This window comes from Variovorax sp. GW821-FHT09D05, assembly GCF_059416325.1.
Genome location: NZ_JBWKOZ010000002.1, coordinates 529,943 through 545,356, shown reverse-complemented (window position 1 = coordinate 545,356; position 15,414 = coordinate 529,943). Strand labels below are relative to the sequence as shown.

At 66.1% G+C, this 15,414-nt stretch carries 17 protein-coding genes; 9 read left to right on the top strand and 8 right to left on the bottom strand.

The features are described from left to right. Genes AC07O3_RS07150 through AC07O3_RS07125 form a run of 6 tightly spaced genes read right to left on the bottom strand, consistent with a single transcriptional unit; the run spans nt 1 to nt 4,374 of the window. Nucleotides 1-729, bottom strand: a complete 729-nt coding sequence (locus AC07O3_RS07150) for an amino acid ABC transporter ATP-binding protein (RefSeq protein WP_093076300.1) — start codon at nt 727-729, stop codon at nt 1-3. Next, on the bottom strand, nt 713-1,369 hold the full coding sequence (locus tag AC07O3_RS07145; RefSeq protein WP_371127368.1) for an amino acid ABC transporter permease: 657 nt from the start codon (nt 1,367-1,369) through the stop codon (nt 713-715). The genes AC07O3_RS07150 and AC07O3_RS07145 overlap by 17 nt, the downstream gene beginning before the upstream one ends. Before the next feature lie 22 nt (nt 1,370-1,391). Further along, nucleotides 1,392-2,075, bottom strand: coding sequence for an amino acid ABC transporter permease (locus AC07O3_RS07140; RefSeq protein ID WP_495338933.1), 684 nt, complete (start codon nt 2,073-2,075; stop codon nt 1,392-1,394). Between the two features lie 49 nt (nt 2,076-2,124). Next, on the bottom strand, nt 2,125-3,366 hold the full coding sequence (locus tag AC07O3_RS07135) for a UxaA family hydrolase (RefSeq protein WP_495338932.1): 1,242 nt from the start codon (nt 3,364-3,366) through the stop codon (nt 2,125-2,127). A gap of 14 nt (nt 3,367-3,380) precedes the next feature. Further along, nucleotides 3,381-3,707, bottom strand: a complete 327-nt coding sequence (locus AC07O3_RS07130) for a UxaA family hydrolase (RefSeq protein ID WP_093055220.1) — start codon at nt 3,705-3,707, stop codon at nt 3,381-3,383. A 7-nt stretch (nt 3,708-3,714) separates the two neighbouring features. Continuing rightward, nucleotides 3,715-4,374 (bottom strand): RraA family protein, encoded by a 660-nt coding sequence (locus AC07O3_RS07125; protein WP_495338931.1) that lies wholly within the window; start codon nt 4,372-4,374, stop codon nt 3,715-3,717. 229 nt (nt 4,375-4,603) lie between these two features. On the opposite strand from AC07O3_RS07125, the gene AC07O3_RS07120 reads away from it, so the two are divergent. Then, nucleotides 4,604-5,374, top strand: a complete 771-nt coding sequence (locus AC07O3_RS07120; RefSeq protein ID WP_093055224.1) for an SDR family oxidoreductase — start codon at nt 4,604-4,606, stop codon at nt 5,372-5,374. Nucleotides 5,375-5,384: 10 nt separating this feature from the next. Further along, entirely contained in the window at nt 5,385-6,227 is an 843-nt protein-coding gene (locus tag AC07O3_RS07115; RefSeq protein ID WP_495338930.1) for an IclR family transcriptional regulator, read from the top strand. Between the two features lie 15 nt (nt 6,228-6,242). On the opposite strand, the gene yiaA is transcribed toward AC07O3_RS07115, so the two are convergent. Continuing rightward, nucleotides 6,243-6,680 (bottom strand): inner membrane protein YiaA, encoded by a 438-nt coding sequence (yiaA, locus tag AC07O3_RS07110; protein ID WP_093076293.1) that lies wholly within the window; start codon nt 6,678-6,680, stop codon nt 6,243-6,245. A 129-nt stretch (nt 6,681-6,809) separates the two neighbouring features. Between yiaA and AC07O3_RS07105 the strand changes: the two genes are divergently transcribed. After that, on the top strand, nt 6,810-7,538 hold the full coding sequence (locus AC07O3_RS07105) for a hypothetical protein (protein WP_097197624.1): 729 nt from the start codon (nt 6,810-6,812) through the stop codon (nt 7,536-7,538). Nucleotides 7,539-7,555: 17 nt separating this feature from the next. On the opposite strand, the gene argC is transcribed toward AC07O3_RS07105, so the two are convergent. After that, on the bottom strand, nt 7,556-8,479 hold the full coding sequence (argC, locus tag AC07O3_RS07100; RefSeq protein ID WP_495338929.1) for an N-acetyl-gamma-glutamyl-phosphate reductase: 924 nt from the start codon (nt 8,477-8,479) through the stop codon (nt 7,556-7,558). A 203-nt stretch (nt 8,480-8,682) separates the two neighbouring features. On the opposite strand from argC, the gene sucC reads away from it, so the two are divergent. The 6 genes from sucC to AC07O3_RS07070 all read left to right on the top strand — a co-directional run bounded on the left by sucC (nt 8,683) and on the right by AC07O3_RS07070 (nt 15,406). After that, complete coding sequence (gene sucC / locus AC07O3_RS07095) at nt 8,683-9,849, top strand: ADP-forming succinate--CoA ligase subunit beta (RefSeq protein ID WP_042577345.1); 1,167 nt, start codon at nt 8,683-8,685, stop codon at nt 9,847-9,849. A 10-nt stretch (nt 9,850-9,859) separates the two neighbouring features. Continuing rightward, nucleotides 9,860-10,753, top strand: a complete 894-nt coding sequence (sucD, locus tag AC07O3_RS07090; protein WP_007828710.1) for a succinate--CoA ligase subunit alpha — start codon at nt 9,860-9,862, stop codon at nt 10,751-10,753. 104 nt (nt 10,754-10,857) lie between these two features. After that, nucleotides 10,858-11,541, top strand: coding sequence for a TerC family protein (locus AC07O3_RS07085; RefSeq protein ID WP_093055233.1), 684 nt, complete (start codon nt 10,858-10,860; stop codon nt 11,539-11,541). 28 nt (nt 11,542-11,569) lie between these two features. Continuing rightward, the gene (locus AC07O3_RS07080) at nt 11,570-12,379 is read left to right on the top strand and encodes a Stp1/IreP family PP2C-type Ser/Thr phosphatase (protein WP_093055235.1); all 810 of its coding nucleotides are present in this window, start codon (nt 11,570-11,572) and stop codon (nt 12,377-12,379) included. Between the two features lie 66 nt (nt 12,380-12,445). Beyond that, on the top strand, nt 12,446-13,099 hold the full coding sequence (locus AC07O3_RS07075) for an FHA domain-containing protein (protein WP_093174460.1): 654 nt from the start codon (nt 12,446-12,448) through the stop codon (nt 13,097-13,099). Between the two features lie 51 nt (nt 13,100-13,150). Next, nucleotides 13,151-15,406, top strand: a complete 2,256-nt coding sequence (locus AC07O3_RS07070; RefSeq protein ID WP_495338928.1) for a CHASE2 domain-containing protein — start codon at nt 13,151-13,153, stop codon at nt 15,404-15,406. The last annotated feature ends 8 nt before the right edge of the window (nt 15,407-15,414 follow it).

The window sequence follows — 15,414 nt, the reverse complement described above, 5'->3', positions numbered from 1 at the left end:
TCAAAGCCCGGTGCCGATGAACTGGCGCAGTTCAGGCGTCTGCGGGTCGCTGAGGATGCCGGCGTCGCCTTCCTCCCACACCAGCCCCTGGTGCATGTAGATGACCTTGTCGGCCACGCCGCGCGCGAACGCCATCTCGTGCGTGACGAGGATCATGGTCATGCCCTCGGCAGCGAGCTTTTCCATCACCTTGAGCACTTCGCCGGTGAGCTGCGGGTCGAGCGCGGAGGTCACTTCGTCGAACAGCATCAGCTGCGGCTTCATCGCGAGCGAGCGCGCGATGGCCACGCGCTGCTGCTGGCCGCCCGAGAGCTGTTCGGGGTAGGCGTCGGCCTTCTCGGCCAGGCCCACGCGTTCGAGCACTTCCATGGCGATGGCGCCGGCTTCCGATGCGCTCATCTTCTTCACCGATTGCGGCGCGAGCGTGATGTTCTGCTTCACCGTGAGGTGCGGGAACAGGTTGTAGCTCTGGAACACGATGCCCACGTCCTTGCGCAGGTCGCGCAGGTTCAGCGCCGGGTCGTGCACCGCGTGGCCGCAGCACTGGATGGTGCCGCTGTCGATGGTCTCCAGCCGGTCGATGCAACGCAGCGCAGTGCTCTTGCCCGAGCCGCTCTGGCCGATGATGGCGACCACCTGCCCGCGCGTCACCGAGAACGACACGCCCTTGAGCACATGCAGCTTGCCGAAGTGCTTGTGGACGTCGTTGAGTTCAACCACGGGCTGCATTGAGCTTCCTTTCAAGGGCGCGACTCCATCGCGACAGCGGGTAACAAAGAATGAAATACAGGACCACCGCGCACCCGAAATACAGGAAGGGCTGGAACGTCGAGTTGTTCAGCACCTTGGCGTTGTAGGAAAGCTCGGCATAGCCGACCACCAGCGACGCGATCGACGTGTTCTTGATGATCTGCACCAGGAAGCCCACTGTGGGCGGCGTCGCGATGCGCAGCGCCTGCGGCAGGATCACGCGGCGCATGCGCTCCCAGCGCGTGAGCGCCAGGCACTCGGCGGCTTCCCACTGGCTGCGCGGCACGGACTGGATGCAGCCGCGCCAGATCTCGCCCAGGAAGGCGCTCGCATAGATGGTGATGGCCAGCGCTGCCGCGACGATCGCCGGCACCGAGCCGATGCCCGCGATGTTGGGTCCGAAGAAGCACACGCCCATGAGCACCAGCAGCGGCGTGCCCTGGATGACCTGGATGTAGCCCGCCGCAATGCGCCGCACCGCCTTCACCGGCGACACGCGCGCCAGCGCCACCGCCAGCCCGATGAGCCCGCCGCCCACGAACGCAAGCGCCGAGAGCTGTACCGTGCCCCACGCGCCCATCAACAAAAAGCCGAAGTGATCGATTGGCATGAAGGTCATGTCGAAACCTCTTTTGCCCGCCTCACAGCGGCGTGCCCAGCTTGCGCCGGCGCGGGAAGATCAGCATGCCCAGCAGCCAGAAGCCCAGGCGCATGGCGTACGACAGCGCCAGGTACACCGCCCACAGCACGATGAAGATCTCGAAGTTGCGGAAGGTGTCCGACTGGATGCGGTTGGCCACGCCGAAGAGCTCTTCCGCGCCGATCGACGACATGATGCTGGAGGCCAGCATCAGCAGCACGAACTGGCTGGCGAGCGCCGGGTACACGCGCTCCACCGCGGGCCGCAGGATCACGTGCCAGAACACCTGCAGCTTCGACAGGCCCAGGCATTGCGCCGCCTCGAGCTGGCCCTTGTGGATCGACTCGATGCCCGCGCGGATGATTTCGCAGCTGTACGCGCCGATGTTCACCACCAGCGCCAGCACCGCGCCCACCATGATCGGCATCGTCACGCCGGCACTGGAGAGGCCGAAGATGAGGAAGTAGCTCTGGATCAGCAGCGGCGTGTTGCGGATGGCTTCCACGTAGCCGCCCGTCAGGCGTCGCAGCCAGCCGTGGCGGCTGTTGCGCCCCAGCGCGCAGACCGTGCCCAGCGCAAAGCCCAGCACCGTCGCGATGAAGGACAGCTGCACAGTGGTCCACGCGCCTTCGAGCAGCAGCGGCCACTGCTCGAGCACGGGCATGAAGTCGAACTGGTAGTTCAATGCGTTGGGCTCCGGAAGTCCAGGAAAGAAAGGCGGGGGAGGGTGCCGCTCACGCAGCGCGAGCAATGCTGGCGAGCGGCAGGCACGAAGGGCCGAGCGGTTCGAAGGCCTTGTAGGTCAGGATGAATTCGCGATGTCCCAGCGCCTCGGACTTGGTGGCCGCGCCGTCGGCAACGCTGCGCACAGCGTCGAAGATCTCCTGGCCCACCTCCTGCAGCGTGCCGCGCCCTTCGAGGATGCGGCCGGCATCGACGTCCATGTCCTCGCCGAGCTGGCGGTAGGTGTCGGGGTTGGCGCAGACCTTGATGACGGGCGACACGGCAGAGCCCACCACAGAGCCGCGGCCCGTGGTGAACAGGATGAGGTGCGCGCCGCAGGCGATGAGTTCGACGATCTCTGCGTTGTCGCTGATGTTCGGAAAGCCGAAGCGCGGCTCGCCGTCGGGCACCACGTCGAGCAGGTAGAGGCCGCCCTGCGGCGGAACGTCGCCCGGCTTCACGATGCCGTTGATGGGCGAGGCGCCGCTCTTCGCATATGCGCCCAGCGATTTCTCCTCGATGGTCGAGAGCCCGCCGTCGGCATTGCCCGGCGCGAAGCTGCCGTGGCCCATGGTGCTGTAGTAGCGCGCGGCCTTGTTCACGCATTCGACGATGGCCTCGCCGAGCTCCGGCGTGGCGGCGCGGCGCTGCATGTGGAATTCGCAGCCGATCAGCTCGCCGGTTTCCTCGAAGATGCAGCGCGCGTCCTGTTCGATCAGCAGGTCGAAGGCGCGGCCCACGGCCGGGTTGGCGGTGATGCCGCTGGTGCCGTCGGAGCCGCCGCAGATCGTGCCCACCACGAGCTCGCTCAGGTCCATGGGCACGCGCTGCTGCTGCGCGAGTTCGGCCAGCGCCCACTGCACCCACTGCGTGCCCTCGCGGATGGTGGTGCGCGTGCCGCCCTTCTGCTGGATGGTGAGCGTGTGCACCGGCCGGCCCGATGCGGCAACGGCCTCTTCGAGCCTGCGCTTGTTCATGCTCTCGCAGCCCAGCGAGATCAGCAGCGCCGCGCCCACGTTGGGGTGCGTGGCAATGGCTTGCATCATGCGTTCGGCGTACTCGTTCGGGTAGCAGCCGGGGAAGCCGACGAGATGCACTTCCGATTCACCGTCCTGCTGGCGGAAGTTGAGCGTGATCTCGCGCGCCACGTGGTGCGCGCACTCGACGAGGTAGGCCACGACCACGACGTTGCGAATGCCCTTGCGGCCGTCGGCGCGCGGGAATCCGTTGATCTGGAAATTGGGAGCGTTCATGCGGGGAGGGCGCCTCAGGCGTGGCCGACGAAGGTCTTGCCCTCGTCCAGCGTGTAGGTAGGCGTGTAGTCGCTGTCGAGGTTGTGCGTGTGGATGTGCTCGCCGGCCTCTACGGCCAGACGCAGGCTGCCGATGACGGCGCCGTACTTCAGCACCTTCTCGCCGGCCGCGATGGCATGGCGCGCGAGCTTGTGGCCCAGGCCGATTTCTTTCGGCAGGGTCACGGCACCGTCTTCGAGCTGCACGGACGTGCCGGCGGCAAGGCGGGTGCAGGCGATCAGGCAGTTGTCGCCGGGCGAGAGCAGCACCAGCCGGGCGTCGATGGATTGCGGGTTCGACATCCGGCGCTCAGAACTTGCGGTACTTCAGGTAGGCCTCTTGCGGGTCGGTGCCCGCGAGGATGGCGGTGCGCACGAGGTTCTCGCGGCCCATCATGTGTTCGGCCTCGGTAACGATCGCTTCGGCCTGCGCGAGCGGCAGACAGATCACGCCATCGGTGTCGGCCAGCAGCGGGTCGCCGGGGTTCACCGTGACATCGCCGATGCGCACCGGCACGTCCATCGCGTCTGGCAGCCAGTAGCCGACGATGTCGCGCGGCGTGAAGTAGCGGTGCCACACCTGGAAGCCCTGCTGCAGGATGAATTCGGCGTCGCGCACGCCGCCATCGGCGATCACGCCCAGCACGCCCTTGCGGCCCAGCGTCTCGGCCGAGAGCTCGCCCATGTGCGACACCGTCGAGTCGTTCGGCTGGATCACGGCGATGTGGCCGGGCTTGGCACGCGAGAGAAAGCCGGTCCACGCCATCAGCGTCTCGTGCGGATCGGCCGCCGGGTCGACGCGGCCGTTCACCGTGAAGGCCGGCCCGCACATCTTCTGGCCGGCGATCAGCGGGCGCAGCGTGGGCGGCAGCGTGAAGTCGCGCAGGCCCGCGGCGCGCATCACGTCGTGGAGGATGCCCGTGTAGCAGGCTTGCAGGCGGGTGAGCAGCGAGGAGGGTGCTTGGGCCATGGGTGAATCTCGTTTTCTTAGGTAAAACTACTTTTCACAGATGAGGTTAGCAGCAGGCCTTCGAATGGAAGCTGGGGTTTGCGCCAATTCAAGGGTATTCACCAATGATTGAGCGACTGATCCCGGGTTTTTGAGGGGATGCAAAGGCTTGCTGGTCGCGTATATTTGATTTCATCAGTGAAATTGATATTTCACATATGCGCCGACACTCACTCAAAGGACATCGCCAATGACTTCTCGCGTTCAGGGAAAGAACATCCTCGTCACCGCTGCCGGCAAGGGCATCGGCCGCGCCAGCGCACTGGCGCTGGCGCGCGAAGGCGCCGCCGTATGGGCCACCGACGTGGACGAAGCCGCGCTGGCCGAACTCGCCGCGCTGGCCCGTGAAGAAGGCCTGTCGGGCCTGAAGACCGCCACGCTCAACGTGCGCGACAGCGCCGCGCTGCAGGCCTTCGCGCAGACCGCGGGGCGGCTCGACGTGCTCTTCAACTGCGCCGGCTTCGTGCACAGCGGCAATATCCTGGCCTGCGAGGAAGCCGACTGGGACTTCAGCATGGACCTCAATGTGAAGTCGATGTATCGCACCATCCGCACCTTCCTGCCGGCGATGCTGGAGCGCGGCGGCTCGATCATCAACATGGCCTCGGCCGCGTCGAGCGTGAAGGGCGTGCCGAACCGCTTCGTCTATGGCGCCTCGAAGGCCGCGGTCATCGGGCTGACCAAGGCGGTGGCCGCCGACTTCATCCAGCAGGGCGTGCGCTGCAATGCCATCTGCCCGGGCACGGTCGAATCGCCCTCGCTGCGCGACCGGATCGCGGCCCAGGCCGAGCAGGCCGGCGCCGACGAAGCCGCGGTGCGCGCCGCCTTCGTGGCGCGCCAGCCGCTCGGGCGCGTCGGCAAACCGGAAGAAATTGCTGCGCTGGTGGTGTACCTGGCTTCCGACGAATCGGCCTTCACCACCGGCGCGATCCATATGATCGACGGTGGATGGTCGAATTGAGCAGGGAACAATGAAGCAAGCACCAGCGCCGGAAGAACTACAGAGTCAGGACGAGGCCGCGCCCGAAGGGGAGGGCGCGCTGCGCTACGCCGCGCCGGCGCTCGAGAAGGGGCTGGACATCCTGGAGGCGCTGGCCGACAGCGCCACCGGCTACACGCTGAACGAACTGGCGCAGAAGGTCGGGCGAAAGGTCAGCGAGATCTTCCGCATGGCGGTGACGTTGCAGCGGCGCGGCTATGTGCAGGTCGATGAGAACGACCGCTACACACTCACGCTGCGCATGTTCGAGCTGGCGCATCGCCAGCAGCCGCTCAAGAGCCTGGTGAGCGCGGCGCTGCCGCTCTTGCGCGAGCTGGCCAACCGGGCGCGCCAGTCGTGCCACCTCACCATGTACCAGGGCGGGCGCGTGGTGGTCATCGCGCAGGTCGAGAGCCCCGAGCGCTGGTCGTTCGGGCTCAAGGTGGGGGTGGTGATGGGGCTGACGGATACGTCGTCAGGCCACGTGCTGCTGGCCTTCCGCGACGAGATCGACCGCGCCCGCATGCTGCGCGCCCACATCGGTGTGGAAGGCGAACTCGACATGGACCCGGGCGAGCTCTTCGCGATCCTGCACGAGGTGCGCGAGCGCGGCTACTCGGCCATGCCGAGCAAGCAGACGCGCGGCATCACCAACATCGCGTTCCCGGTGATGGGCGCGGCCGACCACGTGATCGCGTCGATCAACGTGCCGTACATCGAGCGCATCGACCAGAAGTCGGCGCCGGACGTGGTGCAGGTGCGCGGCATCGTCGGCAACATCTCCGCGCGCCTGTCGGCGCTGATGGGGGCCAGCGGCTACAACGACAACGAGTAGCGCCGGCTCGCTCGCTCAGTTGGCTTCGGGCGAGTCGTCGAGCGACGGCATCTCGCTCTTGTGCGCGGCGATGTCGCGCACGTTCTTCTGCACGGCCACAGCGCCGAACAGGCTCAACAGGAAGGCCATGGCGTAGAAGCCCTTTTCGCTCGCGGCCAGCGTGGCGTTGAAGAGGCCGACGGCGAGCAGCGCCACCGACAGCAGTAGCGAGATCCAGCACAGGCCGTAGTAGATGCCGGTGACGGCGGTGCCTTCGAGGCGGTCGCGCACGGTCTTCTGCAGCGAGACGGCGGCGAACAGGCCGTACATAAGGATGGTGAAGTAGTAGCCCTTCTCGTTGAGCTGCATGGAGGCGTTCCACAGCCCGATCAGGTAGACGATGGCGCCGATGAGCAGCGCGGCCCAGGATGCGGCGACGAATGCCGCGGTCGGTTTCTGGAATTTGACGGCCATGAAGTCCTCCTCGTGTGGTTGGTCCGCGATTATGGTGTGGGGCGCCGATGGCATGATCCGCGGCAGGCCGCCGGATTGCACGGCAAGCAGTCGAGCAGAGCGGCCGTCAATTAACGGAGGAGTTTTTCCATGTCATCCGACCCCGTCGGCCAGCCGTCTCTCGTTCGCACCGGCGCCAAGGCCGGCTTGTCTTTCGCCGGTTCCGTCATTAAGGGCGGCCTGCTCGGCGTCATCCTTGGCGGCGGCGTTTTCTTCTTCTATCTGAGCCAGTTGCAGGGGCCGGGCAACACGGCTGCGCGTGCCGGTGGAGCCGGCGCCATCGTCGCGCTCATCACCTCGCCGCCGCTGCTGGTAGCGGTCCTGCTGCTGCTGTTCGTGGTCGTCTACGTGATGCTGGGCGTGCAGCAAGGGCGCGCGCGTGCGATGCAGCATCTGGTCGCGGCGCGTGGCGAGGCCGTGTCGCAGCGGCTCGGTGGCGCGATTGCCGGGCGCATCGAAGCGATGCCGCGCGCCCACGGCACTTTGCAACGCGCGGCCGACTGGCTGTCGGTCGATGCCTTGAGCAAACAGCTCGCGCCGGTGCTGGGTGAAGGCAAGGCGGTGCGTTCGGTGGTGGGCTTCGTGCTCAACCGGCTACCGCTGAGCGAGATGCTGGCCGAATGGCAGCAAAGTCGCGCGGAGCATGGCGAGCCGGTGGCAGGCGAGGGCGCTGTGCAAGATCCGGCGCTGCGCGCGCTGCTCACGCGCCGCATCCACGAGGCGCTGCAGGACATGGCGACGCCTTCGCGCAAGCCGCTGTACGTCGCGCTGGGCGTGCACGCGGCCCTGCTGGGCGTCGGGCTCTGGCTGGTGAACTGACTGAAGAGGCGCGGCGCTCAGAGCGCCAGCATCAGCTTCAGGTTCTGCACCGCGGCGCCGCTGGCGCCCTTGCCAAGGTTGTCGAGGCGGGCAATCACCACGGCATGGCGATGGTCCTCGTTGGGGAACACGCGGATCTCGAGCTCGTTGGTGTCGTTGAGCGCCAGCGCTTCGAGCTTGCCGTCCTCGGTGGGCGGCAGCACCTTCACGAATTTCTCGGGGGTATTGCTGCGCGCGTAGTGCGCGGCCAGCGCATCTTGCAGGTCGCCGGCCTTCGGCTTGCCGGGCAGCAGGTCGAGATGCAGCGGCAGCTGCACCAGCATGCCCTGCTTGAAATTGCCCACCGACGGAATGAAGACCGGTCGGCGGGTGAGGCCGGTGTAGGTCATGATTTCGGGAATGTGCTTGTGCTTCAGGCCCAGCGCGTAGATCTCGTACGGCGGCGCTTCGCCTTTTTCGTAGGCCTCGATCATGGTCCGGCCGCCGCCCGAATAGCCGCTCACGGAGGGCAGCGAAACGGGGAAGTCGGCCGGCAGGATGCCCGCGTCGACCAGCGGGCGCACCATGGCGATGGCGCCGGTGGCGTAGCAGCCGGGGTTGCCGACGCGCTCGGCCTTGGCCACGGCCTGCCAGTGGCCTTCGGTGAGTTCAGGGAAGCCGAACACCCAGCCGGGGGCGATGCGGTGTGCCGTGGAGGCGTCGATGATCTTGGGCTTCTTGCCGGGCAACTGGTCGATCAGCGCGACCGATTCGCGCGCCGCGTCGTCGTGCAGGCACAGCACCACCAAGTCGACGCCGGCCATCAGTTCGCGCTTGGCGTTCACGTCTTTTCGCAGCTCGGGCGCGATGCTCACGAGTTCGATCTGCGGCATCGCCTGGAGCCGTTCGCGAATCTGCAGGCCGGTGGTGCCGGCTTCGCCGTCGATGAAAACCTTGGCCATGATGGAGGGTGCCCCGGGTAACTAGAAGAAAGTACGTATTGCCCGCAACCCCACGTACAGTATTGGTGCGGCGCACCATGATACAGTCCGCGGTTGTTCGCCGCCCCCGGCCGTCAGGCCGCCGTCGCCCGCGAGCAACAGAGCAGAAACACTCTCACCCAGATCTCCCGTTCTCAACCTCCTCCTTCCGAGAGACATCCCTCATGAAGATTCACGAGTACCAAGGCAAGGAAATCCTTGCCAAGTTCGGCGTGCCGGTGCCGCGCGGCATCCCGGCCTATACGGTTCAGGAGGCGGTGGAAGCCGCCCAGAAACTTGGAGGCCCGGTCTGGGTCGTCAAGGCCCAGATCCACGCGGGTGGCCGCGGCAAGGGCGGTGGCGTCAAGGTCGCCAAGTCCATCGAAGATGTCAAGAAGCTCGCCGGCGAAATCCTCGGCATGCAGCTCAAGACGCACCAGACCGGCCCCGAAGGCCAGAAGGTCCGCCGCCTCTACATCGAAGACGGCGCCGACATCAACAAGGAATACTACGTCTCGGCCGTGACCGACCGCGCCACCCAGAAGGTGGCCTTCATCGCTTCGAGCGAAGGCGGCATGGACATCGAGGAAGTGGCTCACTCCTCGCCCGAGAAGATCATCACGGTGTTCGCAGACCCCGAAAAGGGCCTGACCGACGAACAGGCCAAGCAGATCGCCGACGGCATCGGCATGCCGGCCGATTCGACCGCCCAGACGGTCGACATCCTCAAGAAGCTCTACACCTGCTACATGGAGACGGACGCCTCGCTGGTCGAGATCAACCCGCTCAACCGTGACAGCAAGGGCAACGTCATGGCGCTGGACGCCAAGTTCAACTTCGACAGCAACGCGCTGTTCCGTCACCCCGAAATCGTGGCCCTGCGCGACCTCGACGAAGAAGACGCAGCCGAAGTCGAAGCCTCCAAGTTCGACCTCGCCTACATCTCGCTGGACGGCAACATCGGCTGCCTGGTGAACGGTGCCGGCCTGGCCATGGCCACCATGGACACCATCAAGCTGTTCGGCGGCGAGCCGGCCAACTTCCTTGACGTGGGCGGCGGCGCCACCCCCGAGAAGGTCACGGAAGCCTTCAAGATCATGCTGAAGAACAAGAACGTCGAGGCCATCCTCGTCAACATCTTCGGCGGCATCATGAAGTGCGACACCATCGCCACCGGCGTGATCGCAGCCTGCAAGGCCGTGAACCTGCAAGTGCCGCTGGTCGTTCGCATGAAGGGCACCAACGAAGTCGAAGGCAAGAAGCTGCTGGCCGATTCGGGCCTGCCGATCATCAGCGCCGACACCATGGCGGAAGCGGCCCAGAAGGTCGTGGCAGCAGTCAAGAAGGCCTAAGGAACAAGTCATGTCGATCTACATCAACAAAGACACCAAAGTCATCACGCAAGGCATCACCGGCAAGACCGGCCAGTTCCACACCGAGAAGTGCCAGGAATACGCGAACGGCAAGAACGCCTTCGTGGCGGGCGTGAACCCGAAGAAGGCCGGCGAGTCGATCTTCAACATCCCGATCTTCGGTTCGGTGAAGGAAGCTGCCTCGCAAACCGGCGCCACGGTGTCGGTGATCTACGTGCCGCCGGCAGGCGCCGCGGCCGCCATCTGGGAAGCCGTCGAAGCCGACCTGGACCTGGCGATCTGCATCACCGAAGGCATCCCGGTTCGCGACATGCTCGAAGTGCGCAACAAGATGAAGGCCAAGGAAGCCGCCGGCGGCAAGAAGACCCTGCTGCTGGGCCCGAACTGCCCCGGCCTGATCACGCCCGACGAAATCAAGATCGGCATCATGCCCGGCCACATCCATCGCAAGGGCCGCATCGGCGTGGTCTCGCGCTCGGGCACGCTGACGTATGAAGCCGTGGCTCAACTGACCGAAATCGGCCTGGGCCAATCGTCGGCAGTCGGCATTGGCGGCGACCCGATCAATGGTCTGAAGCACATCGACGTGATGAAGGCCTTCAACGACGACCCGGACACCGACGCCGTCATCATGATCGGCGAAATCGGCGGCCCGGACGAGGCTGACGCAGCCCGCTGGTGCAAGGAACACATGAAGAAGCCGGTCGTCGGCTTCATCGCCGGTGTCACCGCCCCTCCCGGCAAGCGCATGGGCCACGCCGGCGCGCTGATCTCGGGCGGCGCCGACACGGCTGATGCCAAGCTTGCCATCATGGAAGAATGCGGCTTCACCGTGACGCGCAACTTCTCGGAACTGGCCAAGCTGCTCAAGGCGCAGCTCTAAAACGGAAAACGGCAGCAACATGCCGTAGGACCACGCAGAAACAAAGAAGCGCCCGCACTGGATTGCGGGCGCTTTTTTCAATAAAACACAGTGGGATCAGAGACATGGAAATTCTTCAAAGCACAGACTTCTGGTTAGGTCTGCTCAAGATCGTCTGGATCAACATCATCCTGTCGGGAGACAACGCGGTGGTGATTGCCATGGCGGCGCGTTCGTTGCCGCCCGCGCAGCAGAAAAAGGCCGTGCTCTTCGGCTCCGGCGCGGCCGTGGTGCTGCGTATCGTGCTCACGGTGGTGGCGGCCAAGCTGCTCGCCCTGCCTTATCTGCAGATCATCGGCGGCCTGCTGCTGCTGTGGATCGGCCTGCAGCTGCTGAGCGAGGACGACGAGGGCGAGGGCGAATCCAAGGAATACGGCAGCATGATGGCCGCCGTGCGCACCATCCTGCTGGCTGACCTGGTGATGAGCCTGGACAACGTGATTGCCGTCGCGGCCGCCGCGCAGGGCAGCATGGTCCTGCTGGTTCTCGGCTTGGCGATCAGCATTCCCTTGGTGATTTTCGGCAGCACGCTCATGATCAAGCTCATGGAACGTTTCCCGATCATCGTCATGCTGGGCGCCGCGCTGATCGGCTGGGTCGGCGGCGAAACCATCGTGCAGGACGCGGTGCTGCGCGACACGCTGGCGGCCAACCCCTGGTTGCACTACGCGGCTGCTGCTGCTGGTGCGTTGCTCGTCGTGGCCGGTGGCCGCTTGCTGCAACGGCGCGCACGCGCCGCTGCGCACTGAGTTTTCGAGAAGTCGGCACTGACAAACCATGGCGAGTGTCGGCGTTTCCCTGTTCTCCACCCGCCCTCCGCTGACCTGGGAATTCGCCGCCCTGACTGACGTCGGGCGGACGCGCGCCCATAACGAGGACGCCGTGCACGTGGACTCCGCCCTGGGGTTGGCCTTGCTGGCCGACGGCATGGGCGGCTACAAGGGCGGCGAAGTGGCAAGCGCGATGGCTGTCTCGCTGATGCATGCCAGCTTCGGCCGGTGGTTCGCCCAGGCCGGAATGCAGGCGCCGACCCGCGTGATCCGGCGGGCGCTGCAGGCGGCCACGGACGAGGCCAACAGCTCGATCCTGCACGCCGGCATGACCAATCACGAACTGCAGGGCATGGGAACGACGCTGGTGCTCGCGGCGTTCCGGCCGCAGCGCGTGCTGGTCGGCCACATCGGCGATTCGCGGTGCTACCGGGTGCGCAACAACAAGCTGGAGCTGCTCACCCGCGACCACTCGCTGCGCCAGCAGCAGCTCGACGCCGGCGCCATCACCGCCGAGGAAGCCCTGAATTCGCCCACCCGCAACCTCGTGACGCGCGCCGTGGGCGTGGAGGCCCAAGTCTTGCTGGAAATGCACGAACACAGCGCAAGACCGGGCGATCTCTATATGCTTTGCTCCGACGGGCTCAGCGAGATGGTTTCGGATGAGCAGCTTTTCACGCTTCTAGGACACGATGTCGGGCTTCAGAAAAAAGCATCACTTTTGGTTTCAATTGCCAATGACAATGGTGGACGGGACAACATCTCGGTTGTCCTTGCCAGCGCGAGCGTTGCAGAAGCGCCTCGCACGGCCAAGTAGCAAGCCCTGGCGGCAATCCGCCAATGTGCTTGCCGTCATTCAAGCTCTGGATTCGGGGAGTCGGCAATGCCGAAGATGATCATCTCGGTCGATGGCGTTGTCATCGGGCAAGTGGCGCTTGCCAAGGAACGCACGACGCTGGGACGCCGTGCCTACAACGACATCGTGATCGACAATCTGGCGGTCAGCGGCGAGCATGCCGTGCTGCACATGAGCGGTGGCGAAGTCGAAATTGAAGATCTCAACAGCACCAACGGCACCTACGTCAATGCGCTCGCCATCCAGAAGCAGGCGCTCAAGGACAACGATGTCATCGAGGTCGGGGGCTGCCGCATCCATTTCCGCGCGCGCAGCAATCTGCCCATTGGCACCGGCTCGGTCCGCTCCCCGTCGGCCGAGTACCCCTCGGGGTCCATGCCGCTGTCGTCGGCGCCAACGGAATCCGGCGCCTTGGTCGAGCTCGGCATTCCGGTGCTGCGCGTGCTATCCGGCGCCAACGAGGGGCAGGACGTGGCCCTGCAGAAGGTCGTCACCACCATCGGCAAGCCCGGTGTCGCGGTGGCCGTGGTCACGCGCCGCCGGCAGGGCTACGTGGCTGCGGGCGTCGAAGGCAACGTCACGCTCAACGGCCTGCAGCTCGGCGCCGAGGCGGTTGCGCTGCAGGAGCGCGACGTGCTCGAGCTGGGTGGCGCCACGCGCATGCAGTTCGTGCGCATCTGAGCCGCCTTTTCTTCCGGCCTGCTGCGGCAACGTCCGCATGGACGCCGCGCCGTGAGGGAACTGCGGCGGCACTGGCCGCGCATCGCCATCACCTTGCTGCCCGTGCTGCTGGCGCTGGCGCACGCCACCGGCGCTTGGCCGCTGACCGCGATCGAGCGCCTTGACCGGCTGATCTACGACATCCGCCTGCGCGCCACCATGCCGGGCACGCCCGATGCGCGGGTCGTGATCGTCGACGTCGACGACGCCAGCCTGGCGCGCCAGGGCCAATGGCCCTGGGCACGCGACAAGATCGCCCGCCTCACCACGGAGCTGATGACCCGCCAGCAGGCGGCCGTGCTCGGCTTCGACGTCATGTTTCTCGAGCCAGACCGCAGTTCGGGCCTCGACAGGCTGCGAGAGATGGCGAGCGGGCCGTTGAGCAACGTGCCGGGTCTGGCCGCCGAGGTCGAGCGACTGGCGCCTGGCCTCGACCATGACGCCACCTTCGCCGCGGCGCTGAGCGGCCGGCGCGTGGCACTGGGCTACTACTTCACGCGGACCGAGGCGCCGAGTGCCAAGGGACAGCTGCCTGCTGCCCCCTTGCTGCCAGCCGGGGCCTTCCCCTCGGGCGGGATCTACGCAACGACCTGGAACGGCTTCGGTGCCAGCCTGCCGGCGTTGGCGCAGGCCGCGCCAATGGCGGGTTTCCTGAATACGCTGGTTGGCGCCAACGGCGACGGCGTCATTCGCAGCGTGCCGCTCATCGCCCGCTACGAAGGCGACAAGGCGCAGCCGGGTTACTACGAGTCGCTGGGGCTCGCCGTCTACCGCCTCGCAAACGGATCGCCGCCCGTGCAGCCGGCCTTTGCGCCCGGAGGAGCCGCCACGCCGCAGCTCGAATCGCTGAGAGTGGGCCGCCTGCGAATTCCGGTCGACGGCACGGGTAGCATGCAGGTGCCGTTTCGCGGCCCAGGCGGCGCGGATGGAGGATCGTTCCGCTACGTGCCTGCTGCGGACGTGCTCGAAGGTCGGCTGGGACCGGGCGAGCTGAAAGACAAGATCGTGCTCCTGGGCGCCACGGCCCCGGGGCTGCAGGATTTGCGTGCCACACCCGTCGAGGCTGCGTTCCCGGGGGTGGAGGTGCATGCCAACGTCGTCTCCGCCCTGCTCGACCATCGCCTGCTCAGCGTGCCCGACTACGCGGTGGGCTATGAGGTGCTGCTTGTCGCGGTGACGGGGCTCGTGCTGGCCTTCGGACTGTCGTTGCTGTCGGCGCCTCGCGCCCTGCTGCTGGCCGCGGGGACGATCGCCGCGCTGATCGGTCTCAACACCTGGTTGTACGTGAGCCACAGCCTCGTGCTGCCCCTGGCGTCGGCGCTGACGATGACGGCGCTTGCCTTCGTGTTCAACATGAGCTGGGGCTACTTCGTCGAATCGCGTGCGCGGCGCGGCCTGGTGCGGCTCTTCGGCACCTACGTGCCGCCACAGCTCGTCAACGAAATGATGGAGCACCCCGGCCGCTACAGCATGCGCGCCGAGAGCAAGCCCATGACCGTGATGTTCTGCGACATGCGCGATTTCACCCGCCTGTCGGAGCAGATGGCGCCGGCCGAACTGCAGGCCTTTCTCAACACCGTCTTCAGCCGACTCACCAACGTGATCAGCGCGCACCGCGGCACCATCGACAAGTACATGGGCGACTGCGTCATGGCCTTCTGGGGCGCACCCATCGACACACCCGACCACGCCACGCTCGCCGTACGGGCTGCGCTCGACATGGCCGACGCTGTGCACGACATCAACCGCATTCACCGCGCCAGCGGCCGGCCCGAGATCAGCGTGGGCATCGGCATCAACAGCGGCCTGATGAGCGTGGGCGACATGGGCTCCGCCGCGCGCCGCAGCTATACCGTGGTCGGTGACGCGGTCAACCTCGCATCCCGCCTCGAGGGCCTGAGCGGACACTACGGCGTGCAAGTCGTGGCCAGCGGCGCGACATGCGAGCTGGCGCCCGACTACATCTGGCAGGAACTCGACAGCGTTCGCGTCAAGGGAAAGGCACAAGCCGTTGCCGTTTTTACGCCGCTGGCCGTGCGCACGCCCGAGGCGGTGGCGCAGACCCGGCAACTGCTCGGCCGCTGGAGCGAAGTGCTCGCGGCCTACCGACGGCAGGACTGGGCGATGGGCCGAAACTTGCTGGCCCCCCTGCTCGCCGCGGATGCCAAAAAAGTCCTTTACCAGCTCTATGCCCAGCGTTTAGCCTCGATGGCGTTGCGACCACAAGACCCTGATTGGGATGGCGCAACCCGGTTCGAAACCAAATGACGACAGAC

What these genes read in the sequence shown, in the direction of transcription:
- AC07O3_RS07130 (WP_093055220.1), bottom strand. Translation starts at nt 3,707, where the DNA reads ATGTCGAACCCGCAATCCATCGACGCCCGGCTGGTGCTGCTCTCGCCC.
- AC07O3_RS07135 (WP_495338932.1), bottom strand. Translation starts at nt 3,366, where the DNA reads ATGAACGCTCCCAATTTCCAGATCAACGGATTCCCGCGCGCCGACGGC.
- AC07O3_RS07115 (WP_495338930.1), top strand. Translation starts at nt 5,385, where the DNA reads ATGAAGCAAGCACCAGCGCCGGAAGAACTACAGAGTCAGGACGAGGCC.
- AC07O3_RS07145 (WP_371127368.1), bottom strand. Translation starts at nt 1,369, where the DNA reads ATGACCTTCATGCCAATCGATCACTTCGGCTTTTTGTTGATGGGCGCG.
- sucD (WP_007828710.1), top strand. Translation starts at nt 9,860, where the DNA reads ATGTCGATCTACATCAACAAAGACACCAAAGTCATCACGCAAGGCATC.
- AC07O3_RS07150 (WP_093076300.1), bottom strand. Translation starts at nt 729, where the DNA reads ATGCAGCCCGTGGTTGAACTCAACGACGTCCACAAGCACTTCGGCAAG.
- sucC (WP_042577345.1), top strand. Translation starts at nt 8,683, where the DNA reads ATGAAGATTCACGAGTACCAAGGCAAGGAAATCCTTGCCAAGTTCGGC.
- AC07O3_RS07085 (WP_093055233.1), top strand. Translation starts at nt 10,858, where the DNA reads ATGGAAATTCTTCAAAGCACAGACTTCTGGTTAGGTCTGCTCAAGATC.
- yiaA (WP_093076293.1), bottom strand. Translation starts at nt 6,680, where the DNA reads ATGGCCGTCAAATTCCAGAAACCGACCGCGGCATTCGTCGCCGCATCC.
- argC (WP_495338929.1), bottom strand. Translation starts at nt 8,479, where the DNA reads ATGGCCAAGGTTTTCATCGACGGCGAAGCCGGCACCACCGGCCTGCAG.
- AC07O3_RS07075 (WP_093174460.1), top strand. Translation starts at nt 12,446, where the DNA reads ATGCCGAAGATGATCATCTCGGTCGATGGCGTTGTCATCGGGCAAGTG.
- AC07O3_RS07120 (WP_093055224.1), top strand. Translation starts at nt 4,604, where the DNA reads ATGACTTCTCGCGTTCAGGGAAAGAACATCCTCGTCACCGCTGCCGGC.
- AC07O3_RS07125 (WP_495338931.1), bottom strand. Translation starts at nt 4,374, where the DNA reads ATGGCCCAAGCACCCTCCTCGCTGCTCACCCGCCTGCAAGCCTGCTAC.
- AC07O3_RS07080 (WP_093055235.1), top strand. Translation starts at nt 11,570, where the DNA reads ATGGCGAGTGTCGGCGTTTCCCTGTTCTCCACCCGCCCTCCGCTGACC.
- AC07O3_RS07105 (WP_097197624.1), top strand. Translation starts at nt 6,810, where the DNA reads ATGTCATCCGACCCCGTCGGCCAGCCGTCTCTCGTTCGCACCGGCGCC.